The organism is Rhodococcus sp. USK10 (assembly GCF_019378875.1).
Classification (GTDB): Bacteria; Actinomycetota; Actinomycetes; order Mycobacteriales; family Mycobacteriaceae; genus Rhodococcus_F; species Rhodococcus_F pseudokoreensis.
Map to the genome: position 1 here is coordinate 124,251 of NZ_CP076048.1, position 26,094 is coordinate 150,344.

At 68.7% G+C, this 26,094-nt stretch carries 1 protein-coding gene (cut by a window edge); it reads right to left on the reverse strand.

Annotation, left to right across the window (positions count from 1 at the left end; translation table 11 throughout):
- Positions 1 to 26,094: the 3' portion of a non-ribosomal peptide synthase/polyketide synthase gene (locus tag I1A62_RS07470; RefSeq protein ID WP_219458383.1), read on the reverse strand. Its footprint extends 4,953 nt past the window's final position; the window shows 26,094 of its 31,047 coding nt (coding positions 4,954–31,047); its start codon lies beyond the right edge, outside the window; it ends in the stop codon at positions 1 to 3.

Below are 26,094 nucleotides of genomic sequence, written 5' to 3' on the forward strand. Positions count from 1 at the left end.
TCAGCGCACCGAGTGCGGCCGGTTCTCGCTGTCGTCGGGGTCGGCGTCCCTGCCGGTGTCGGGCGCGGCGTGCCGCGGCCTGCGACGCGAACGCTCGAGGTGCGGCGCGATCGCGGCGAGAGCGTCCGGTGTCGTCATCGTCCAGTGCGTCGCGTCCACCGGGTGCTCGTCGATCCTGCCGCGGACGAACGGGCCCCAGCAGGTCACCGGGTCGACGTGGAAGCCGTCGTCGAGGGCGGCGGTGAAGAACACGAGTTCGCCGTCGAACACTCTCGGCCGGTGTTCGTCGATCAGGTCGGGGGCCCGCAGCGCGTTGCCGTAGATCCGGCCGAGTTCCGGGGCGGTCAGTGCTGCCAGCGGACCGCCGACGACCCGGAGCAGCGCGGCCGCCCGATCGGCGTCGAACTGCCCGCCGGGCGCGAGTTCGTCGAGAACACCGTCGTCGGGTAGGTGCAGGCCGGCGCCGCCGAGGAGATCCGCGGTGGTCGCGGCGTTCTCCACGCTGCGGTCGAGTCCGACATAACTGTCGAGGAGCCCGAGCAGACGCACCTCTTCGCCGGCCTCCTGCAACTGCACCGCCATCTCGTGAGCAATGACCCCGCCGAGTGACCAGCCCACCAGGTGATACGGGCCGTGCGGCTGGATCGAGCGGATCTCGCGGACGTAGCGATCCGCGAAGTCGGTGATCGTCTCCGGGTGCGGCGCGTCCTCGGTCAGCGCCGGCGACTGCAGCCCGTAGATCGGCCGGTCCTCGGTCAGTTCCCGGCTCAGCCCGGCGTAGCTCCACGCGAGCCCGATGAACGGGTGAACGCAGAACAGCGGTTCCGCCGCCCCTCGGGTGCGGATCGGGAGCAGCACGTCGAGCGAGGTGCCGGCACCGTCCGTTCCGTCGGTCGCCGCATTCTGGATGCGCTGCCCCAGCGACCGCGGTGTGGGGTCGCTGAACATCCACTGCAGCGGGAAGTCGATGCCCAGTTCGGACCCGAGCGCGGACGCGGCGCGGGTGGCGATCAGGGAGTTGCCGCCGAGATCGAAGAAGCTGTCCGTGGCTCCGACCCGGTCGATGCCGAGGACCTCGCCGAATACGGTGGCGACGGCCCGTTCAGCCGCGGTCCGTGGGGGCTGATACTCGGCGGCGGCCGAGCGGACCTCCGGTGCAGGCAGGGCCTTGCGGTCGAGTTTGCCGTTCACCGACAGCGGCAGCGCGTCCAGGTGCACGACGTACGCCGGGATCATGTACGACAGGAGTCGGGTCGACAGGTGTGCGCGCACGTCCGACCACTCGGTCGCGCGTCGTCCCACCAGGTAGGCGACGAGGGCTTCCTCGCCGCGTTCGTCCCGGTGCACCACCACGACCGCCTGCGTGACATCCGGATGCGTCTCCAGGGCCGACTCGATCTCCCCCAACTCGATCCGCTGACCCCGCAACTTCACCTGGAAGTCCGTACGCCCCAGGTACTCCAGAGCCCCGTCGCCGCGGCGTCGCACCAGATCGCCCGTCCGGTACATCCGCCCACCTGCGACGTAGGGGTTCGCCACGAACCGATCCGAGGTGAGATCGACGCGGCCGAGGTACCCCCGCGCCAACTGGTCGCCCGCGAGGTACAGCTCCCCCGCCACCCCGTTCGGCACCGGATGCAACCGGGCATCGAGCACATGCAGCTGGGTGTTCCACACCGGACGACCGATCGGGACAGACTGCGTGTCGGACGCACTGGTTTCCCAGTGCGTCACGTCGACCGCGGCCTCCGTCGGCCCGTACAGATTGTGCAGATCCGCACCGCTGACCGCCCGGAACCGTGACACCTGTTCCGGCGTCAGCGCCTCCCCCGAACAGAACACCAGACGCAACGAATCACACTGCGCCGCATCGGGTTCGGCGGTGAACACCGACAGCATGGACGGCACGAAGTGGATGGTCGTCACGTGACGTTCCTGTACCAGCCCGGTCAGATACCGCGGATCGCGATGTCCGTCGGGTGCGGCGATCACCAGGGACGCCCCGACCTGCAGCGGCCAGAACAGCTCCCACACCGACACGTCGAACGTCACGGGCGTCTTCTGCAGAACAACGTCCGCGCTGGTCAGGGCGTATTCGTGCTGCATCCACAGCAGCCGGTTCACGATCGCTCCGTGGGTGACCGCGACGCCCTTCGGCCGGCCCGTCGAGCCGGACGTGAAGATCACGTACGCCGTGTTCGCTGCGGACAGCGGCCGGAGCCGGTCCCGATCGGTGACGGGCGCACTGCCGTGCCGGGAGAGGTCCTCGGAGGCGACGTCGATGACGGGGGCCGAGCCGCTGTCGGCGAGTCCGACGCCGCTGACCAGCACACACGCGGGCTGTGCGGTGTCGAGTACGTACGCGGTGCGCTCGGCCGGATGGTCGGGATCGATCGGCAGGTAGGCGCCGCCCGCCTTGACGACGGCATGGATTCCCACGAGCAGATCGATCGAGCGGCGCATCGCCACCGCCACCACCGACTCGGGGCCGACGCCCTGCTCGATCAGTCGGCGCGCCAGCCTGTTCACGCGGGCGTCGAAGTTCGCGTACGTCAGTTCGTCCCGGTCGAAGGCCACCGCGATCCGGTCGGGGTTCGTCGCCACCGCCGTGTCGAGCAGCGACGCGAGGGTGCCGGCCGGGACGGGGTGCACTGTGTCGTGGGTGCCGGCGATCTGCTTCCGTTCGCCGCTGCCGAGGATGTCGAGGTCGCCGACTGCGGTGTCCGGACCGTCGACCGCCGCGCGCAGCACCTGCAGGAACCGCTGCCCGAACACGTGCGCGGACGGCTCGTCGAACAGGTCGGCGGCGTACGTGAGGCGGGCGGCGATCCCGTCGGGGCATCCCTCGGGGTCGAACTGCTCCATCAGGGTGAGTTGCAGGTCGAATTTGGCGATGTCCACGTCGAAGTCGACACCGCTCACCGACAGGTCGCCGAGTTCCAGGGTCGCCTGGTCGAGGTTCTGGAACGTGAGCATCACCTGGAACAGGGGGTGCCGCCCGGTGGACCGCGACGGATTGACGACCTCGACGAGGCGCTCGAACGGGACGTCCGCGTGCGAGAACGCGGCGAGATCGGTCTCGCGCACATCGGCGAGGAGTTCGGCGAATGTGCGCCCACCGTCGACGTGCTGTCGCAGGACCAGCGTGTTGACGAACATGCCGATCAGGTCGTCGAGTTCGCGTTCACCGCGTCCCGCGACGGGGGTTCCGATGGCGATGTCCGCGGAACCGGCGAGCCGGCTCAGCAGCACCGCGAGCGCCGAGTGCACCACCATGAACACGGAGGCGTTCGCGTCCCGCGCCGCACCCAGCAGTGAGCCGTGCAGATCGGACGGCACGCTGAAGTCGACGGTACCGCCCCGGTACGACGCGACCGCTGGACGCGGCCGGTCGGTGGGCAGATCCAGCTGATCCGGAGCTCCTGCGAGGGCCCGTGTCCAGAACGCGAGTTGCCGCGCCGCCACCGAGTCGGGATCGGTTTCGTCGCCGAGGAGGTCTCGCTGCCACAGTGCGTAATCGGCGTACTGCACCGGCAGCGGTGCCCAGTCCGGGCTCGTGCCCGCCGACCGCGCCGAGTACGCCGCCATCACGTCCCGCACCATCGGCGCCATCGACCAGCCGTCGCCGGAGATGTGGTGGACCACCACGGCGAGGACGTGTTCCGTCGCGGAGATCCGGAAGATCCGGACCCGCACCGGCACCTCCGCGGTGACGTCGAATCCGGTGGTCACCAGGTCGGCGATCAGGGCGGGCAGTGCGGTCTCGTCGGTCGGGACGACGGACGCTGCGCCCCCGGCCCCCTCGGCGGGCAGGATCACCTGGTGCGGGCCGTCAACGGAGTCCGGGTAGATCGTCCGCAGCGACTCGTGGCGGTGGAGGACGTCGGTGACCGCGTGTTGCAGCGCGGCGACGTCCAGGACGCCCGACAGCCGGACCGCGACGGGAATGTTGTGCACGGCGGAGTTCGGGTCGAACCGGTTGAGGAACCACATCCGTTGCTGCGCCGAGGACAGTGGGAGCCGTTCGGGGCGCACTGCCGGGGTCAGCGCCGGGCGCGTGGGGGCGGTCGCGTCCGTCGAATCCAGCAGCGCCGCAAGCGTGCCGACGGCAGGCGCCTCGAACAGGGACCGAATCTCGACGCGCCGACCGAGCGTCTCGGACAGCCGGGCGACCACCCGGGTGGCGACGAGGGAGTTGCCGCCGAGGTCGAAGAAGTTCGCGCCGGTCCCGACCTCCTCGACGCCGAGCACGTCGGCGTACACGGCGGCGACGATCTCCTCGGTGGGTGTGGCGGGTGCACGGTATTCGACTGCCGTCGAAGCGAAGTCGGGTGCGGGGAGCGCCTTGCGGTCGAGTTTTCCGTTCGCGGTCAGCGGCAGGTCCGCGAGCACGACGACGGCGGCGGGCACCATGTAGCTCGGCACCGCGGCGCCGACGTCGGCGAGCACCGCGCCGGGGTCGACGGTCGCGCCGTCCTCGGGGACCGCGTAGGCGACTAGGGCGGTCCCGGTGTGCGGGTTCCGGTGGGCGACCACGACGGCTTGCCCCACCCCGGCGGACCGCACCAGGGCGGATTCGATCTCGCCGAGTTCGATGCGGAATCCGCGGACCTTCACCTGGAAGTCGGAGCGCTCGAGGTACTCGAGGACCCCCTTGGTGTCCCGGACGCGCCAGCGGACCACGTCACCGGTGCGGTACAGCCGTGAACCGGGTGCGCCGAACGGGTTGGCGACGAAGCGCTCGGCGGTCAGATCGGTGCGGGCGACGTAACCGCGGGCCAGCTGGTCACCGGCCAGGTACAGCTCCCCCGCGACCCCGACGGGGACCGGGTTCAGCCGGGCGTCGAGCACGAACGCCTGCGTGTTCCATTCGGGTCCGCCGATGGGAACGGTGTCGGCGTCGTCGTCGGTGTGCGCCCATGCGGTCACGGACACGGCGGCCTCGGTGGGCCCGTACAGGTTGTGCAGGGCGACGGAGCCGAACCGGCGGCGGAAACGGGCGGCGGTGTCGGCGGGCAGCGCCTCACCGATGCACAGCACCCGACGCAAAGCCGGCTGTTCCCCCGCAGCCGGGATGAACGCCTCCAGCAGGGACGGCACGAAATGTGCTGTCGTGACGCGTTGCTGACGCATCAGGTCCGCCAGGTAGGCCGGGTCGCGGTGACCGTCCGGGCGGGCGATGACGAGCCGGGCCCCCGACGTCAGCGGCCAGAACAGTTCCCACACCGACAGGTCGAACGTGACCGGTGTCTTCTGCACGACCGCGTCGGTGGTGTCGAGCGGGTATTCGTGCTGCTTCCAGCGGAGTTGGTTCGCGATGGCGGCGTGCGATACCGCGACACCCTTGGGCCGGCCGGTGGACCCGGACGTGAAGATCAGATACGCCGTGTTTTCCGGCCGTAGCGGGGCGCGCCGCTGCGCGTCGGTCACCGATCCGCGCGGGTCGAGGTCGAGGGTGTCGATCTCGAGCACGGGGACGTTCTCGGCGGTGAACCCGTCCGAGGACGTGGTGAGGATGCACACCGGGCGCGCCGTCTCCAGCACGTACGCCAGCCGGTCGGCGGGATGACCGAGATCGATCGGCAGGTAGGCGCCACCGGCCCGCAGCACCGCGTACATCCCGGCGAGCAGTTCGATCGACCGCTTCATCGCCAGTCCCACCACCGTTTCCGGCCCCACGCCCGCATCGATCAGCCGGTGGGCGAGCGCGTCGATACGGCGGTCGAACTCGGCGTACGTCAGTTCGGTGCCCTCGAAGAACACCGCGGGTTCGTCGGGTGTCCGCGCCACCTGGGCGGAGAACAGGTCGGGGAGGGTCGTCTGCGGCAGATCGACAGCGGTGTCGTTGAATTCGGCGATCACCGACTGCCGTTCGGCGTCGTCGAGGAGGTCGATGGCACCGAGGGCGAGGTCCGGGTCCCGCACGACCGACCCGAGGATGCGTAGGAAACGTTCCGCGAACGCCCGGACCGTCGTGTCGTCGAAGAGGTCGGTGGCGTAGGTGAACTGGGCCTCGATCACGTCCGGGGCGCCGTCGGCGTCGTGCTTCTCCGACAGCGTCAGGTGCAGGTCGAAGTTGGAGATCGTGTTCGGCACGTCGAGTCCCTCGACATGCAGGCCGGGAAGTTCGAGTGTGGCGGTGGCGAGGTTCTGGAACGAGAACGCCACCTGGAACAGCGGGTGGTGCGCGCGGGAACGGGCCGGATTCAGCACGTCGACGAGGCGCTCGAACGGGATGTCCGAGTGCGCGAATGCGCCCAGGTCGGTGGACCGTGCGACGTTCAGGCTGTCCGCGAACGAAGTCTCGAGGTCGACGTGGGTGCGCAGGACCAGGGTGTTCACGAACATGCCGACGAGTTCGTCGAGGGACTCCTCACCGCGTCCGGCGATGGGCGCGCCGACGGCGATGTCGGATTCGTTGCTCAGTCGCGCGAGGAGGACCGCGAGCGCGGTGTGCATCACCATGAACAGCGAGGCGTTCCGGCCGCGCGCGAGCGTCAGCAGTGCGCGGTGGGTGTCGGCGTCGATGGTGAACGGCACGTGCGCGCCCCGGTGGGATGCGACCGCGGGCCTCGGGCGGTCGGTCGGCAGCGACAGCCGGTCCGGCAGACCGTCCAGGGTGCGGGTCCAGTACGTGATCTGTTCGGCAGCAACCGATTCGGGGTCGGCCTCGTCGCCGAGGAGTTCCCGCTGCCACAGGCTGTAGTCGGCGTACTGCACCGGCAGCGGCGTCCAGAGGGGGACGTGCCCCTCGGTGCGGGCGGTGTAGGCGAGCATGACGTCGCGGGCCAGTGGGGCGAGCGACCAGCCGTCCCCCGAGATGTGGTGGGCGACCATGACGAGCACGTAGTCGTCGGTGCCGACCCGGTACATCCGTGCCCGCAGCGGCACGTCCGAGGTCACGTCGAAGCCCGTCGTCACGAGTGCGAGCACCCGTTCGAGGACGTCGTCGGGGTGCGCAGGCACCGGTGTCAGGTCAGGCACCGCGTCGGTGGCGGGCAGGATCACCTGGTGCGGGCCCTCGGCGGAGTCGGGGTAGACGGTGCGTAGCGCCTCGTGGCGTCCGACCAGATCGGCGATCGCGATCTGCATGGCGTACAGGTCCACCTCGCCCGACAGCCGGAGTGCGACCGGCAGGTTGTAGGCCGGTGACGCGGTGTCGAACTGGTTGATGAACCACATCCGCTGCTGGGCGAGCGACAGCGGGATGTGGTCGGGTCGCACCCTCGCCGTCAGCGCGGGCCGCCGCGCACCGTGGGTGGTGGTCTCGGTGATCCGGGCCGCGAGCGCGGCGACGGTCGGCGATTCGAACACTTCGCGGACGCCGACGTGGACGTCGAGAGCGGCGTTGATCCGCGACACCACCTGGGTGGCGAGCAGCGAGTTGCCGCCGAGGTCGAAGAAGCTGTCGTGGATGCCGATCTCGGGCAGGGTGATGATGTCCGCGAAGATGCCGGCGACGATCACTTCCATCGGGTTCCTCGGCGCCTCGAACGTGGTGGCCGCGGCGGCGAAGATGGGTTCGGGCAGCGCGGCCCGGTCGAGTTTGCCCGCCGGGGTGAGCGGCAGGGCGTCGAGCAAGGTGACGGACGCGGGAACCATGTAGGCGGGCAGGGTGCGGCCGACGAAATTCGCGACCTCGACGCGGTCGACGTCCTCGCCGGTGAAGGGCAGCACGTACGCGACGAGGGAGGTCTCCCCGTTCGGGTGCTCGTAGCCGATCGTGGTGGCGTACTCGATCTGCGGGTGTGCGGTGAGGGCGGCGTCGATCTCGCCGAGTTCGATCCGGAATCCGCGGATCTTCACCTGGTGGTCGGTGCGGCCGACGAAATCGAGGACGCGGTTCTCCCGCCACCGGACGAGGTCTCCGGTGCGGTACAGGAGGTCGCCTGGCTCGCCGTAGGGGTCGGCGACGAAGCGTTCGGCGGTCAGTCCCGGCCGTCCGAGGTAGCCGCGGGCCAGGCTCGGTCCCCCGACGTACAGTTCGCCCGGCACCCCCACCGGCACCGGACGCAGCCGCCCGTCGAGCACGAGTGCCCGCACCCCGCGGCTCGGGCCGCCGATGGTGACCGGTTCGCCGGCGTGGAGCGGTTCGGTGATGGACGACATGATCGTCGCCTCGCTGGGGCCGTACGCGTTGACCATGCGGCGTCCGGGCGCCCAGCGGGCGACCAGTTCCGGCGGGCACACGTCACCGGCGACGACGACCACGGCGAGGTCGTCGAGCCCGTGGTGGTCCACCGACGCCAGCGCCGCCGGGGTGGAGAACGCATGGGTGATGCGTTCCGCCGCGAGCAGTTCCGCGAGTTCCGATCCGCCGTAGATCGTGGGCGGCGCGATGACCATCGTGGCTCCCGCACCGAGTGCCATCAGCATCTCGAACACGGAGGCGTCGAAGCTCGGCGACGCGAAATGCAGTGTCCGCGAACGGGACGTCACGCCCAGCAGCTCACGTTCGTCGGTCACCAGGTTCATCAGCCCGCGGTGCGTCACCGCGACACCCTTGGGCCTGCCGGTCGATCCCGACGTGTAGATGACGTACGCCACCTGGTCGGACAGGATCGGCCGCATGCGGTCGCGGTTGGTGAGCGGCAACCGGGATTCGTGGGTGCAGCGCACCTCGAGTGCCGGGTCGTCGAGGAGCATCCACCGGATCGACTCCGGGAGCAGTGCTCGCTTCCCGGACACGGTGATCCCGACCATCGCCCCGGAGTCCTGCACCATGTGCAGGATGCGGTCCGCGGGATAGCCGGGGTCGACGGGCACGAAGGCGGCGCCGGTCTTGGCCACCGCCCAGACTGCCACCACGGATTCGAAGGACCGGGGCAGCGCCAGGGCGACCCGGGATTCGGGTCCCACTCCCCTGTCCACGAGCAACCGGGCCAGCTGGTTCGACCGTTCGTCGAGATCCCGGTACGTCAGGCCGGTGCCGTCGAAGACGACGGCGAGGCCGTCGGGTGCCGCAGCGACGGCGTCGGCGAGGATCTCGGGCAGCATCTGCACCGGTCGCGGATCCGCGCCGCGGACCGGGGTGAGGGCCGCGTGTTCGTCTTCGCCGAGAACGGGAATGTCGCCGATCGGCCGCTGCGGGTCGGCGACCACGGCCTCGAAGATCCGGCGCAGCCGGGTCGCGTACCCGGCGGCGGTGCTCTCGTCGAAAATGTCGGTGGCGTAAATGAGTTCGGCGTCGATGCCCGCGTGCTCGGCGGTGTCGTCGAGCCGCTCGGTGAGCGTGAAGTGCAGGTCGAACTTGGCGATGCTCGCATCGAGGGTGAGCGGTTCGACCGACAGTCCGTCCAGCTCCAGTCCGCCGCCGGACACCGCCTGCACACCGAGCGCCACCTGGAACAGCGGGTGGTGCGAGGTGGAGCGGACCGGGCTCAGGACCTCCACCAGCCGCTCGAAGGGCAGGTCGGCGTGGGCGAACGCCTCGAGGTCCACGTCCCGCGTCTGCTCGAGCAGCGACACGAACGACGCTCCCGGATCCAGGGTGGTCCTCAGGACGAGGGTGTTGACGAACATGCCGATGATGTCGTCGAGTTCGACCCGCCCGCGACCGGCGACGGCGGTGCCGACGGCGATGTCGGCGGTGGTGCTGAGGCGTCCCAGGAGGACGCTGAGCGCGGCGTGGGCGACCATGAAGATGCTGGCGCCGTGTGTCCGTGCCAGCTCGGCCAGGGCCCGGTGCGTGCCGGCGTCCAGGGTGAAACGGGTCGCCGCACCCCGATGCGACGGCACCGCGGGCCTGCCCCGGTCGCCGGGCAGGTACAGCTGGTCCGGGACACCGGCGAGCGTGCGGGTCCAGTAGTCCAGTTGGGCGGCGGCGAGGCTGCCCGGCTCGGACTCGGAGCCGACGACCTCCCGCTGCCACAGCGCGTAATCGGCGTACTGCACCGGCAGCGGCGCCCAGGCGGGCGGGTGGCCTGCGGCGCGGCTCGTGTAGGCGATCATCACGTCGCGGATCAGCGGTTCCATGGAGACGCCGTCGGCGGAGATGTGGTGGACGACGAGCGCGAGCACGTGCTCGGTGTCGCCGAGCGAATACACCTTCACCCGCAGCGGCACGGCCTGGGACACGTCGAAGCCGGCCAGGAGGAATTCCTGGAGGTCGGCGCGCAACCCGGCCTCGCTCACGTGGACCGGTGCGATGTCGGGGGTGAAGTCTTCGGGCTCGAGGATCACCTGGTGCGGGCCACCCCGCGAATCGGGAAAGACGGTCCGCAGCGATTCGTGCCGGGCGATCAGGTCACCGATCGCCGCGGCCAGCGCCGCCGTGTCCAGCAGGCCGGTCAGCCGGACCGCGGCGGGCATGTTGTAGGCGGGCGAGGACGTTTCGAACTGGTTGAGGAACCACATCCGCTGCTGCGCGAGCGACAGCGGGATCCGGTCGGGGCGCGGCGGCGGCACCAGCGCTGGTCCGGCGGAAGCGCCGTCGCCGGCCCCGGACATCCGCGGCGCCAGCGACTCCGCCAACGCGAGGACGGTGGGGGCTTCGAACAGGTCACGCACCGTGACCCGGATGTCGAGCACGGCGCCGACCCGGGCGGTCACCCGGGTCGCGGAGAGCGAGTTGCCGCCTGCATCGAAGAAATCCGTGTCGAGGCCGATGTCCGTGCCGCCCAGCACGTCGGTGAACGCATCCGCGATCGACCGCTCCAAGGGGTTCCGCGGCGCCCGGTACACGATCTCCTTGGCTGCCGCGCCGAAGTCGGGCGCGGGCAGGGCGGCCCGGTCGAGTTTGCCGTTCGGGGTCAGCGGAATCGCGTCCAGGAACACGAGCGCCGACGGAATCATGTACCCAGGCAATGCCTGACGCAGGAACGCGAGCAGAGCCGCCGGATCACGGTCGGCGCCCGCACCGACCAGCACGTGCGATGCCAGTCGTGTTTCCGAGGGCGACTCGTAGCCCAGGGTGGCAGCGAATTCGACATCGGGATGTGCGCCCAGGGCGGCATCGATCTCGCCGAGTTCGATACGAAGTCCACGAACCTTGACCTGATGGTCGGAGCGGCCGAGGTATTCGATCGCATGCCCGGGAAGGGTGCCGTCGGTCATGCTGCCGGTCACACCGGAATGTACTGCGCGCCAGCGCACTATGTCACCGGTGCGGTACATCCGGGCACCGGCGGCCTCGAACGGACTCGCCACGAATCGGTCTGCCGTGAGCGCTGCACGGTCGTGGTATCCGCGTGCCAGAGCCGGTCCCAGCAGGTACAGCTCTCCCACGACACCGACCGGCACGGGCCGCAACCTCGAATCGAGAACCACGGCGGCGACCCCGGGCAGCGGCCCGCCGATGGTGATGTCCCGGCCCTGGCCGAGTACCGAGGTGAACGTGGCGCCCACCGTCACTTCGGTGGGACCGTACCCGTTGACGAGGTCGAGTCGGTCGGCCCATCGCGCCACCGTCTCCGGCGGGCAGGCGTCGCCGCCGACGACGATCGAGCGCAGATCGTCCAGTCCCTCCGGATCGACGGACGCCAGAGCGGCATTCGTGATGGTCATGTGCGTGACGCGTTCGGACTGCAACACCTCGTGTAGCTCGACGCCGCCGTACACACCGGGCGGACAGACCACCAGCGCGGCCCCGGACGTGTGGGCTAGAAGCAGTTCGAGGACGGACAGGTCGAACGTCGGGGCCGCGAGGTGCGCGACCCGGGACTTCTCGGTGGCCCGCACTGCGGCGGTATACGCGCCGGCGAGATTCGCGAGACCCCGGTGGGACACCACCACACCCTTGGGCAGTCCCGTCGAACCCGACGTGTAGATGAGATAAGCGGGATGATCGACATGTAGAGCGCAGGTGCGATCCGCATCCCCGATCGGCGCCGTGCTCGCCGAGGACAATTCGCGGAGCACTTCCGGGTCGTCGAGTACGAGCCAGTCGGTCACCCCCGGGAGGTGTTCGGCGAACTCCGCACCGGTGACACCGACGATCACTCCCGAATCCCGCAGAATGTGCGCGATGCGGTCCACCGGATGCCCGGGGTCGATCGGAACATAGGCCGCACCGGTCTTGGCAACGGCCCACACGCACAACACGGATTCGACAGAGCGCGGCAAGGCGATCGCGACGTAGGTTTCCGGGCCGACACCCATTCCGACGAGTGCACGTGCCAGCTGCGTCGATCGCCGGTCCAGCTCACGGTAATCGATCGAGACACCGTCGAAGACGACCGCAGTCGAGCCCGGATACCGTTCCGCCGTCGCGACGAGCAGCTCGGGCAGGGTGGCGTTCGCGAGCAGCGGCCCGCCCCACACCGGGGCGAGGGACTGTTGCTCGGCCGCACCCAGGATGGCGATATCGCCGACGGCGATGTCGTCGCCGGTAGCGACCGCCTCGAGGATCCGCAGGAATCGCTCCGCGAATCCCGCGACAGTGGCCCGTTCGAAGAGTTCCGACGCGAAGGTGAAGGCACCGGAGATCCCGTGGTGGTCTCCTGCGTCGTCCACGATCTCGGCGAGCCCCAGATCCAGATCGAACTTCGCGACGTGGGGATCGAAGTCGACGGCCTCCACCACCAACTGCGGCAGTTCCAGCGTCACCGGTCGCAGGTTCTGGAAGGCGAACATCACCTGAAACAGCGGGTGCCGATCGGACGACCGGGTGGGACGCAGGATCTCGACGAGCCTGTCGAAGGGTACCTCCGTGTCCTGGAACGCCGTGAGATCGACATCGCGCACCTGTTCCAGGAGTGCGTCGACACGCTCGCCGGGGTGAATCCGTGTGCGCAAGGCCAGGGTGTTCACGAACATTCCGACGAGCGGATCGAGTCCCTCGTCGCCACGGCCGGCGACGGGTGTGCCGATCACGATGTCGGTACTGCCGCTGAGCCTGTGCAAGAGCGTCGCGAACGCGGCATGAACAACCATGAACAGCGTGGTGCCGCTCTTCTGGGCGCGCTCGACCAGCCCCCGGTGGGTGCCGGCATCGATCTCGAAGTCCACGCGTTCGCCGCGGTGCGACGCTACCGCGGGGCGAGGGTAGTCCGTAGGCAGATCGAGCGCCTCGGGCGCACCGTCCAGAGCCGCACGCCAACGCTCGATCTGCTTGGCGGACAGACTGTCCGGATCGTCCTCGGCGCCGAGCAGTTCCCGCTGCCACACACTGTAGTCGGCGTATTGGACGGGCAGAGGCTCCCAGGACGGCGCCAGCCCGTCCACTCGGGATGCATATGCGGCCATCACGTCGGCGGCGAGCGGACCGAACGACCATCCGTCTGCGGCGATGTGGTGCGCGACGAGCAGCAGCACGTGTTCCGAACGGTTCTCCCGGAACAGGTGGATTCGGAACGGGATCTCCCGGGTCACATCGAATCCGGCGACGGCGTACTCGGCGATCCGGAGCATCAACTGGTCCGGCGCGGTCCGGATCGGTGTGAGATCGAATTCTGCCGCGGCGGCAGGCCTGATCTCCTGATGCGCACCGTCCGCAGAACCTGGGTACACGGTCCGCAACGACTCGTGACGTTCCAGGACGTCACCGAGCGCTGCACGCAGGGCCGGGACGTCGATCCGGCCCGACATCCGCAGGGCCAGCGGGATGTTGTACGCAGACGACGAAACATCGTATTGGTTGAGGAACCAGATCCGCTGCTGCGCCAGCGACAACGGGATCCGTCCGGGATGTTCGCGGCGCGTCAGCGCGGGCCGGCCCGAGGACCCGTCCGCCCGCGACGTGGCCATTGCGGAGACGAGTTGACGCACAGTGGGGTTGTCGAACAGCGTGCGAACGGAGACATGGGTGCCGAACGCCGAACCGACCCGGGACACCACCTGGGTGGCGGACAACGAGTTGCCGCCGAGAGCGAAGAAGTCGTCGTCCACACCGATGCGTGATTCGCCCAGCACATCCGCGAACGCTGCCGCGACTGCGCGCTCGTCCGCCGTGTCGGGTGCGGTGAATCGGGTATGGCTCACGAACACGGGCTCGGGGAGGGCGCGGCGGTCGAGCTTGCCCGCCGGTGTCAGCGGGATCGAGTCGAGAACCATGATCGAACCGGGCACCATGTGCGCCGGCAACGCCCCGCCGACGAACGCGGTCAGGTCGGCGACGTCGACGACGTTCCCCGGCGCAGCGCACACATAGGTGACCAGTGCTGTGACGCCGGATTCGGTCTCGTGCGCGACGGTCGCGGCGAATCCGACCGCAGAATGCGCTCGGAACACGGAATCGATCTCACCGAGTTCGACACGGAATCCACGAATCTTCACCTGGAAGTCGCTGCGCCCGAAGTATTCGATGACGTATGTCCCGGTGCGGGACTCGACCCACCGGACGACGTCGCCGGTACGGTACATCCGCCGACCGGGTGCACCGTGGGGGTTCGCGACGAAACGCTCCGCGGTGAGACCGAGTCGCTGGTGGTAGCCACGGGCAAGCGCCGGCCCCGATACGTACAGCTCCCCCGGCACGCCGGGGGGCACGGGATGCAGCCGCGCATCGAGAACGAGAGCCTCGACGCCGCGCACGGGAGCGCCGATGGTCATCCGCTCGCCGAGCATCAGCGGTCCGCTCTGCGTCACCATCATCGAGGACTCGGTCGGCCCGTATCCGTTGAACAGTGCCCGTCCCGGTACCCAGCGCTCGGCGAGGTCGGCACCCCAGGCCTCTCCGCCGACGACGATGACGGCGAGTGCGTCGAGTCCCGTGGGGTCGACGGACGCCAACGCGGCCGGTGTGATGAAGGCGTGTGTGACTCTCTGCTCGCCCAGGAGTTCGGCGAGCTCCGTACCGCCGTACACCGAGTGAGGAACGACAACCATCGTCGCACCCCCGCAGAAGGCCATCAGATACTCGAACACGGAGGCGTCGAAACTGGGTGAGGCGAAGTGCAGGACACGGGCGTCGGCGGTGAGCTCGTATTCGTCGGCCAGCTCGGTCAGCAGGTTCGCGAGCCCCGAGTGGGTGACGGCGACGCCCTTGGGCAGTCCGGTGGATCCGGACGTGTAAATGAGGTAGGCGAGTTGGTCCGTGTGCATCCGCCCGAGGCGATCGGCCGCTGTCACCGCGGCCGAGGACTGGGCCGCCACCAGCGCAGTGTGGTGGGGATCGTCCATCACGAGCCACTGTGTCGAGTCGGGTAGTCCGCCTCGGAACTCGATCGTCGTCAGGCCGAGCGCGGCCCCCGAATCGCCGAGCATGTGTGCGATCCGTTCGGCCGGGTAGTTCGGATCCACCGGCACGAACGCGGCACCGGTCTTGGCAACGGCCCAGACGGCGAGCACCGATTCGATCGACCGGGCGAGTGCGACGGCCACGAATGTCTCGGGGCCCGCTCCGGCCTCGATCAGTTGGCGCGCCCAGTGGTTGGATCGCCGATCCAGTTCTCCGTACGTCATCGAACGGTCGCCGAAGACGAGCGCAGTCGCGGACGGGTCGGCCGCCGACGCGGCGAGAACTTCGGGCAGCAGTCGAGTGGGTCGACTCGCAGGCCCGCGAACCGGTGCCAGGCGGGCGCTCTCGGCGTCGTCGAGGAGATTCACGTCGCCGACCACCGTGGTCGGGTCGGCAATCACCGTTTCGAGGATTCGCACGAGCTGCACCGCGTACCGGCGCACTGTAGCGTGATCGAACAAGTCTGCGGCGTAGGTGAACTCGGCGCGAATACCCGACGGAACGCCCACGGGATCGATGTCCTCGCCCAATGTCAGCTGCAGGTCGAACTTCGCGACACGCGCGTCGATGTCCTCGACACGCACCCGGAGTCCGGGGAGCTCGATGTCGCCGATTGCCGTCGGCTGCATCGACAGCGCAGTCTGGATGACCGGGTGATGCGCGGACGTCCGCACGGGGTCGAGAACGTCGACGAGACGCTCGAAGGGGAGGTCCGCGTGGCCGAATGCCCCGATGTCGCCGTCGCGTACCCGCGTCAGCAACTCCGCGAACGTCTCAGTGCTCTCGATGCGCGTGCGGAGCACGAGCGTATTGACGAACATTCCGACCAGGTTGTCGAGAGCGCGTTCGCCACGGCCCGCGATCGGAGCGCCGACGGCGATATCGTCCGACGCGGACAAGCGGGCCAACAGGAGCGCGAAGGCAGCGTGCGCCACCATGAAGACAGTGGCTCCGTGTTCACGCGCCAACCGCTCGATGCCGCGGTGGATCTCGGGGGTGACGGTGAAGCCCACGGATCCCGCGGCGTACGACTGCTCGGTCCGGCGCGGGCGGTCGAAGGGGAGTTTCAGCTCGTCCGGGAGAGCGTCGAGCGTCCGCGTCCAGTACTCGAGTTGGCGTCGGGCGAGGGACTCCGGCTCGTCCTCGCTGCCGAGAACCGCCCTGTGCCACACACTGTAGTCGGCATACTGGACCGCGAGCGGAATCCACTCCGGACTTCGGGACTCTGCTCGGGCCGCGTACGCGGTCATGACATCCCCGCCGAGAGGTCCGAACGACCAACCGTCGGCGGCGATGTGATGCAGCGTGATCGCCAGAACGTGTTCGCCGGGACCGGTACGGAACAGTGTTGCCCGTACCGGCAAGTCCTCGGACACGTCGAACCCGCGCGAGGAGAACGCGATCATCCGGGAATCGAGCTCGCCTTCCGGCACGTCCACGACCTCGAGGGGCATCGAGAGATCTGGCGCGGCCACGACGACCTGAGCGGGTCCGTCCTCCGTGTCGGGGAAAACCGTACGAAGCGACTCGTGGCGTCCGACTACGTCGTCGAGTGCCTGAGACAGCGCTGCCACATCGAGAGCACCGGACATGCGGATCGCGAGCGGCAGGTTGTACGCGGGCGAGGCCGGGTCGAACTGGTTGATGAACCACATCCGCTGCTGCGCCGGTGACAGCGGTATCCGGGCCGGTCTCTGCATCCCGGACAGCACCGGGCGCGCACCTGCTGCAGCCGTGGGCTCGGCGAGACGGAGCGCCAATTCCGCGACGGTGGGCGCGGTGAACACATCGCGCACCGAGAGTCCGGTGCCCGACAACTCACCGAGCCGCGCCGCCACTCGGGTGACGGAGAGCGAGTTGCCGCCGAGATCGAAGAAGTTGTCGTGCGCGCCGATCCGGCCCGAAGAACCGAGCACGTCGGCGTACACTGCCGCGACGGTGCGCTCGGCCTCGTTTCGAGGTGCGATGTACTCCGTTGCGCTCCCGTGGAATTCGGGAGCGGGCAACGCTTGACGATCGAGTTTTCCGCTGGTGTTCAGCGGGAACTCGTCGAGCACGGTGATCGCGGACGGCACCATGTACGACGGTAGGGATTCCGACGCCTGCCGGCGAAGCTCCGCAACGTCCACGTCGCCGGGTGTGCCGACGACATACGCGACCAGATGATCGCCGACGGTGGTGTCCGAGTACACCGATACGACGGCGCCGGTGACTGCCGGGTGCGACCGGAGCACTGTCTCGATCTCGCCGAGTTCGATGCGCTGACCACGGAACTTCACCTGGAAGTCGGTACGTCCGATGTAGACGAGCGCTCCCGCCGACGTCCATCGCACGAGGTCTCCGGTGCGGTACATGCGCTCACCCGTGCGTCCGAACGGGTTCGCGACGAATCGATCGGACGTGAGATCGACGCGGCCGAGGTATCCGCGTGCGAGCTGGGCACCGCCCAGGTAGAGCTCTCCCGGAACGCCGACGGGAACCGGGTGCAGCCGGGAATCGAGCACGTAGGCCTGTGTGTTCCATTCCGGCACACCGATCGGCACGTTCGTGGTGTCGGCGTCACCGGTCTCCCAGTACGTCACCGACACTGCGGCCTCGGTGGGCCCGTACAGGTTGTGCAGTCGGGCCGCGGAGAGTTCCCGGAAACGCAGGACAGTCGCGGGCGGCAGCGCTTCGCCGATGACGAACACGTGCCGCAGCGAACGGCACGACCCCTCCGCGGCGGCCGCGACGAACACGTCGAGCATGGACGGAACGAAATCGGTGACCGTCACCGCGTGCTCGTCGATGACCCGAGTCAGATAGGCAGGCTCTCGATGCCCGTCCGGGGTGGCCAGCACCATGGTGGCACCCACCTGCAGGGGCCAGAAGTAGCCCCACACCGACACGTCGAACGTGGTTGCGGTCTTCTGCAACCACACATCCCGATCGGTGAGTGTGTACTCCGACTGCATCCAGTGCAGTTGATTCACGATGGCCGCATGCGGTACCGCGACACCCTTGGGTTTGCCGGTGGAGCCGGAGGTGTAGATGACGTACGCGGGGTGTGCAGGGCGCAACGGTTCGATGCGCTCGGCGTCGGTCAGCGGCACCGCAGCGACACCCGAGAGGTCGAGAGTGTCGAGGGCCGACACGGGGATCCGGTTCGGCAGGTCCGGCCGGTCGGCCGAGGTGGTCAGCACGCACACCGGCTGCGCCGACGCGAGCACGTAACTCGTTCGCTCCGCGGGGTGATCGGGATCGACCGGCACGTATGCACCACCGGCCTTGAGTACGGCATAGATTCCGACGACCAGTTCCAGCGACCGCCGCATCACCACGGCCACGCGGGTTTCGGGGGCCACACCCTGAGCGATCAGATGCCGGGCCAGCTGGTTCGCGCGCGCATCGAGGGCTGCGTACGTCAGCACGTCCCCGTCGAACTCGACAGCGACGGCATCGGGTGTGCGGGCCGCCTGCGCCTCGAACAACGTCAGCAGCGTCGACTCCGGCACGGGGTGGTCGGTGGCGTTCCAGTCGTGCAACATCCGCGCATACTCGCCCGGGATGAATCCGGTGACCTGGGCTACCGCGGCGGAGGGCTCTGCGATCAACGCACGGATCACCGAATCGAGCCGCTCCGCAATCAACTTCGCTTCGTCGCGCTCGAAGGTGTCCGGCAGGTAGGCCACCCCGAGCCGCAGGGTGTCGTCGACCTGGGCCATCAGGCTCAATGGGTAGTGGGTGACACTGTGCACCCGGACCGAGTCCACGCGCATACCTGCGATGTCGGTCTGCGCCTGCAGCGCCGCCTGATCCATGGGGTACGACTCGAAGACGGTGAGCGTGTCGAACAGCGCCCCGGCCCCCGCCTCGGCCTGGATTTCCGTCAGGCCGAGATAGTGGTGATCGAGCAAATCGGCCTGCTGCCCCTGCACCCGCACCAGCAACGCGGCCACCGACTCGTCGGCGTCGATTCGTACCCGGACGGGGACGGTGTTGATGAAGAGCCCGACCATCGACTCGATCCCGGGGATGTGCGGGGGGCGCCCCGAGACGGTGGCGCCGAATACGACGTCGTCCCGACCGGTGAGTCGCCTGAGCAGCAGAGCCCACGCAGTCTGGATCACCGTGTTCGGCGTGACGCCGTGCTGTCGGGCGAAGGCCAGCAGCTCGGCGGTGTCCGCCGCGGAAAAGTGGACCGGAACTTCCTCCGGGTCCGCCGTCGCGCCGCCGCCGGTGCGGGCAGGCGCGAGCAGAGTCGGCTCGTCGAAACCTTCCAACGCGTGCGCCCACGCGGCCCGTGAGGCGGAGGGGTCTCGGCGCGCCAGCCAGTCGAGGTATTCGCGGTACGGCCGCACCGCAGGCAGCGCGGACTGATCGCCCGCGGTCGCATAGAGCACCAGCAGGTCCTGGACGATCAGCGGGATGGACCATCCGTCGAGGAGGATGTGGTGGTTGGTCATCGCCAACTCGTACCGCTCGGCGCCCGTGCGCACGAGCAGCAAACGCAGCAGCGGCGCCTCGGCCAAGTCGAACGGCGCGGTCCGGTTCTCTGCGACCAGTGCCTCGAGTTCCCTTTCCCCGGAATCGCTCTCACGGCCCGAGAGGTCGACTACCGTCAGGGGGACCTCCACCCCGCGTAGGGGGATCTGCACCGTGACGTCGCAGTCCTGCACGAACACCACCCGCAGGTTCGAATACCGGTCCAGGAGCGCAGCGGCAGCGGCCCGCATCCGATCCGCCGACACGTCGCCGAGCAGCGTCATCCGCAGCTGGGAATGGTAGACGTCGACACTGTGCTCGGCGGCCAACAGCGAATGGAAGTGGAAACCGGCCTGCAGCGGCGACAGCGCCCACACATCCTCGAGGGCCGGGTAGGTCCGTTCCCAGACCTCGATCTGGGACTGGGTGAGCGCCACCGTGGCGATGTCCGACGGGGTCAGTCCCCCACCGGATCCGGCGACGACATGCTCGATCTGTGAGACGAGCGCCTGCTGCCACAGATCGACGAGTTCGCGAACGTCGTCGGCTGCGAGCAGTTCACCGGCGAACCGCACCGAAGCTCCGAGTCGCGGTCCGGCATCGGTATCGGTCACTCCGACATTGATCTCGATCGCTGCGGAAGCGCTCATGTCCTGATCGGTTTCACCCGAGAAGACGCGCGACGACGCGAGATCCGGCACCCAGCCGATCTCACGCATCTCCGGGGACAGATCGCCCATCCCGGTCTTTCCGAGGTAGTTGAAGACGACCTGGGGCGGGTCGAAGCCCGCGAGAACGGTGGCCGTCGCCGGATTGAGATATCGCAGCAGTCCGTACCCGACGCCCCGATCGGGGACCGCCAGGAGTTGCTCCTTCACCGCCTTGATCGCGGCGCCGGCCGACGCGCCGCCGACGAGTGCCTCCTGTGTGTCCACCCCCTCCAGGGCGAGCCGCACCGGATAAACGCTGGTGAACCAGCCCACGGTACGAGACAGATCGGCGCCCGGCACGACCGACTCCTCGCGGCCGTGACCCTCGAGGGTGACGTACGCAGAAGCGGAGGACACTCCGCGCGCACGGCGCCACTCGGTGAGGGCCACCGCGAAGCCGGCAAGCAGGGAATCACCGATGGAGCACCCGAATGCCTCCGGAACGCGGGCCAGCAGCGCGCCCGTGATCTCGGTGGACAGCTCGAACTGCAGCTCCTGCGTGGTCGAGGTCCGGTCCCGCACCGGATCCAGCGCCCGGTCACCGAGGAGCGGGTCCGGAGCATCGACGACACGTCGCCAGTAGTCGAACTGCGCGAGGGTGGACGGCTGACGGGCAGCCTCCGACAACCCGTGCGACCACCGCCGCAACGACGTACCGACCTCCGGCAGATTCGGAGGGTGACCGGCTGCGACGGCACCTCCCGCCGCGACGAGGTCCGGCACGATGATCCGCCAGGACACACCGTCGACGACCAGGTGATGAGCAACCACCAGGAGCCGCCCGGGCCTGGTCGCACCACGATCCAACCAGACGAACTGCGTGAGCACCGGGGTCTCGAAGTCGAACCGGTCGGCCGCGGCGGAGAGTTCGCGGTCGATCAGCGCATCGAAGGCTGCGTCACCGACGTCGGGACTCACCGGCACCGTCGTGACCAGTCGATCGGCGTCGACGGCACCGGCGGGCAACACCGAGTGACGCACGTCCGCACCGTCGCGAACCAGCCGGGACCGCAGCGCGTCGTGCCTGTCGAGCACCGCCTGCACCGTCGCCACGATGTCCGATCGCTCGATCCCGGCCGGCAGCGTGAGGAGCACGGACTGTGAATACCGGCCCACCGAACCCGAACGGTCGAGCAGTGATCGGACAACCGGGGTCAACTCGACGTTTCCTACGCCGCCACCCGCCAGTTCGGCGAGCGCGAGTCGATCCGCCGAAGCGGCGGTAGCCACTTCGGCGAGCGCGGCAATGCTCTTGCGCTCGAACACGTCCCGTGGGGTGAATACGATCCCCGCGGCCTTCGCTCGCGACACCAGCTGGATCGACACGATGCTGTCGCCGCCGAGAGCGAAGAACGAGTCGTTCACCCCCAGGTCGTCGACGCCGAGTGCCTCCCGGAACAGGGCCGCGAGTGTTTCCTCTATCGGAGTACGTGGCTCCACTCGATCGACCGCGACGTCAGCGACGGCCGGGGCAGGCAATGCCGCTCGATCCAGTTTGCCGCTCGCGTTGATCGGGAGGGCGTCGAGCGTGACGAACCCGTCCGGAACCATGTATTCGGGCAGCCGACTCTCGGCGTACGCCGTCAGTGCCTCGATGTCGACCGTCGTGCCCGTGCGTGCGACGAGATAGGCCACCAGTTGTTCGCTCGCCGCTCCGGAATACACGGTCACGACCGCCTGGGCAACCGAGTCCGCCGACTCGAGTACCACCTCGATCTCACCGAGTTCGATCCGCAGTCCGCGCAGCTTCACCTGGAAATCGTTGCGGCCGAGGTATTCCAATTCGCCCCGGCCGGTCCAGCGAAGACGGTCACCGGTCCGGTACATCCGGGTGCCCGGCGCGTCGAAGGGGTTTGCCACGAATCGTTCGGCGGTGAGGTCGGGACGTCCCGCGTATCCGCGAGACACCTGTGTGCCGGCCAGGTACAACTCACCGGTCACTCCGGCAGGAGTGGGGTGGAGCCGCTGGTCCAACACGTAGGCGCGGGTGTTCCACACCGGTGTGCCCACGGTGACGATGCCCGAGTTCGAGGTTTCCACCCAGGAGGTGGTGGAAGTGGGCGCGACCTCCGCGGGACCGTACGCGTTGAGGACGGCAGCGTCGGAGACGGCCGCGAACCGCCGCGCCACAGTGACGGACAGTGCCTCGCCGCCGACGAACACGGTACGCAGCGACGAAAACCGGGACGGCGCGATCACGTCGGTGAAGACGGCGAGCATCGACGGGACGAAATGTATCGCCGTGATCTGCTCGGTCTCGATCAGTTCTGCGAGGTAGTCGGGATCCTTGTGTCCGTCCGGTTCCGCGATCACCACCCGTGCGCCCACAGCCAGGGGCCACAACAATTCCCAGAGTGATGCATCGAACGACTGTGGTGTCTTGACGGCAACCCGATCGGTCGCGTCCAGCGCACCGAGGGACACCAGGAACTCGAAGTGGCTTCCGAGACCGGCGTGCGAGACGGCCACTCCCTTGGGCCGGCCGGTCGAACCCGAGGTGAAGATGACGTAGGCGAGGTTGTCGGCCAGAAGGGGCCGCAGCCGGTCGCGGTCCGTCACCGGGGCATCGTCGAACCGGTCGAGTTCGAGACCGTCCATCGGGAGAACCCGGACTCCGGAGTCCGACTCGAACTCGCCGCGGACCGCGGTCAGAACGAGCACGGGGTGGGCTGCCTCGATGACGTGGGCCACTCGCTCCGCCGGAAGGTCGACGTCGAGGGGCACGTACGCCGCACCACTGCGCAACACGGCGTGCAGGGCGATCAGAAACTCGATCGACCGGCGGGCCGCGACCGCGACGGTAGTGTCGGTTCCGGCGCCTTCCGCGATGAGTTTGCGGGCCAACCGGTTGACCCGCGCGTTGAATTCCCGGTACGTCACAGACACGTCGCGGTACACCACCGCCACCGCGTCAGGCGTCCGGGCCGCCTGCTCGTCGTAGCGGGCGAGGTAGGGCCGCTCGCTCACCTCCACGTCCGTGGCGTTCCATTCGCGCAGTACGCGAACCAGTTCCCGCTGATCCAGCACCGGCAGGTCCCCCACCGCCGTGCCCGGATCGGCCAGCGCCGTCGCCACGATCCGCGCGAAACGGTCGACGAACGACTCCACCGTGTCGTGGTCGAACAGATCGACCGCATACGTGAACGCACCGGTGAGACCGGACACGGTGCCGCGCTCGTCTCGGATCTCCGTGAGCGTCACGTTCAGATCGAATTTCGCGATCTCCGGATTCATCTCGACGGCGCTCACCGTCAGACCCGGTAGTTCCAGCACTCCCGGTTCGAAGTTCTCGTATGACAGACCCACCTGGAAAAGCGGGTGACGGGCTGTGGACCGGGCGGGTTCGAGTACCTCCACGAGACGCTCGAACGGCAGATCGGCATGCACGAACGCGGCGAGGTCGAACTCGCGGACCTGCGCGAGCAGGTCCGCGAATGACAGGTCACCGGATACTCGCGCGCGCAGGGTGAGGGTGTTGACGAACATGCCGACGAGGTCCTGCAGAGAGGGTTCGCCGCGGCCGGCGACGGGAGTGCCCACGGTGACGTCCACCGCGTTCGACAGCCGTGAGAGCAGCACCGACAGCGCGGCGTGCCACACCATGAACGGCGTGGCAGCGGAGCGGGTCGCGAGGTCGGCGACGGCTGTCACCGTGGCAGCGTCGACCGAGAACGGAACCGTCGCACCAGAATTCGTCGGCACGGCCGGTCGGGGCCGATCGGCAGGCAACTCCAGCAGGTCGGGGATGCCGTCGAGCGCTGCGGACCAGAATTCGATCTGCTCGGCGGCCTGCGACCGACCGTCGGTCTCGTCGCCGAGAAACTCCGCCTGCCAATAGCTGTAGTCCGCGTACTGCACGTCCAACGGCACCCACGACGGTGCCCGGCCGGTCGTACGCGCCGTGTAGGCGAGCAGGATGTCACGGGCGAGCGGGGCCATCGACGATCCGTCGGCGGAGATGTGGTGCACCACCACGGCCAGCACGTACTCGTCCTCATCGACGGACGGTCGCAGCAATGCCGTGCGCAGCGGCACCGCCGCCGTGACGTCGAAGCCCTCGGTGGCGAGCTTCACGAGTCGCGCCGGCAGCTCGGCCTCGGTGATCGGCTGCACGTCGAGATCGAGGAACACCTCGTCGGCGCCGACGATCACCTGATGCGGGCCGTCGTTCGAGTCCGGATACAGGGTGCGCAGGGACTCGTGACGCTCGAGGACGTCGCGAATCGCCGAACGCAGGCCGTCGCCGTCGAGAAAGCCGGACAGCCGCAAAGCGAACGGCATGTTGTAGGCCGCGGATGCGGTATCGAACTGGTTGAGGAACCACATGCGACGCTGTGCCGGGGACAGCGGAATCCGTCCGGCACGCACGGCGGCGACCAGTGGGGCACGTGGTGCCGTCGGCACTGTTCCCTCGATACGCTCCGCGAGCGCCCCGACGGTGGGGACATCGAACAGGTCACGCAGGGCGAGCGATGCACCCAACTCGGCCCGAATACGCGAGGTGACCCGCGTGGCGACGAGCGAGTTACCGCCGACGTCGAAGAAGTTGTCCCGGAGGCCGATACGGTCGAGACCGAGGACTTCGGCGAAGATCACCGCGAGGTGGGCCTCGACGGGCGTGCGCGGGGCCACGTACTCCGTGGCGGAACCACCGAATTCGGGTGCGGGCAGCGCCCGACGATCGAGCTTTCCACTGGTATTGAGCGGGAATTCGTCGACGACCATCAGGGCCGCCGGAATCATGTACGCAGGCAGGGACGCGGCGATGCACTCGCGAAGTCGCGTGGTATCGAGGTCGTGTCCCGGCTCGGGCACCACGTACGCGACGAGATGATCGCCGGTGCCGGGATCGGAATGGACCAGCACGGCGGCGCTGGTGACCGACGGTTGCGCCCGCAGCACGAATTCGATCTCGCCGAGCTCGATGCGCTGCCCTCGGAACTTGACCTGGAAGTCGGTGCGCCCGATGTATTCGAGTGCACCCGCCGCCGTCCATCGCACGAGGTCGCCGGTGCGATACATACGCTCGCCGGCGGTAAACGGATTGGCCACGAACCGGTCCGTGGTGAGATCGACGCGGCCGAGGTATCCCCGGGCCAGCTGCTCGCCCGCCAGGTAGAGCTCACCGGCAACGCCGGGGGGAACCGGATGCAGACGCGAATCGAGAACGTAGACCTGGGTGTTCCACTCGGGCACGCCGATCGGCACCGTGCCGGTGACCGTGGTCGCGGTGTCCCAGTACGTGACCGAGACTGCCGCCTCGGTGGGCCCGTACAGGTTGTGCAGTCCGGCATCGGACAGCGCCCGGAACCGCGTGACGGTCTCCGGGGGCAGCGCCTCGCCGATCACGAAGACGTGCCGCAGAGTGGCGCACGAGGTGGTGGGCACGGACGCGACGAAGGCGTCGAGCATCGAGGGCACGAAGTCCGTGACCGTGACACCCTGCTCGTCGATGACCCGAGCGAGGTACTCGGGGTCGCGGTGACCGTCCGGGGTGGCCAGCACCATCGTGGCGCCCGTGTGCAGCGGCCAGAAGTAACCCCACAGCGATACGTCGAAAGTGGTTGCGGTCTTCTGCAGTAGCACGTCCCGTTCGGTGAGCGCGTACTCCGACTGCATCCACAGGAGCTGATTGACGATCCCGCGGTGCGGCACCGACACCCCCTTGGGCCGGCCGGTGGAGCCCGAGGTGTAGATGACGTACGCGGGGTTGTCGGGGCGGAGCGGTGCCAGTCGGTCGGAGTCGGTGACGCGTTCGCCGGAACAGGAATCCAGCACGATCCGATCGATCTCGACGAACGA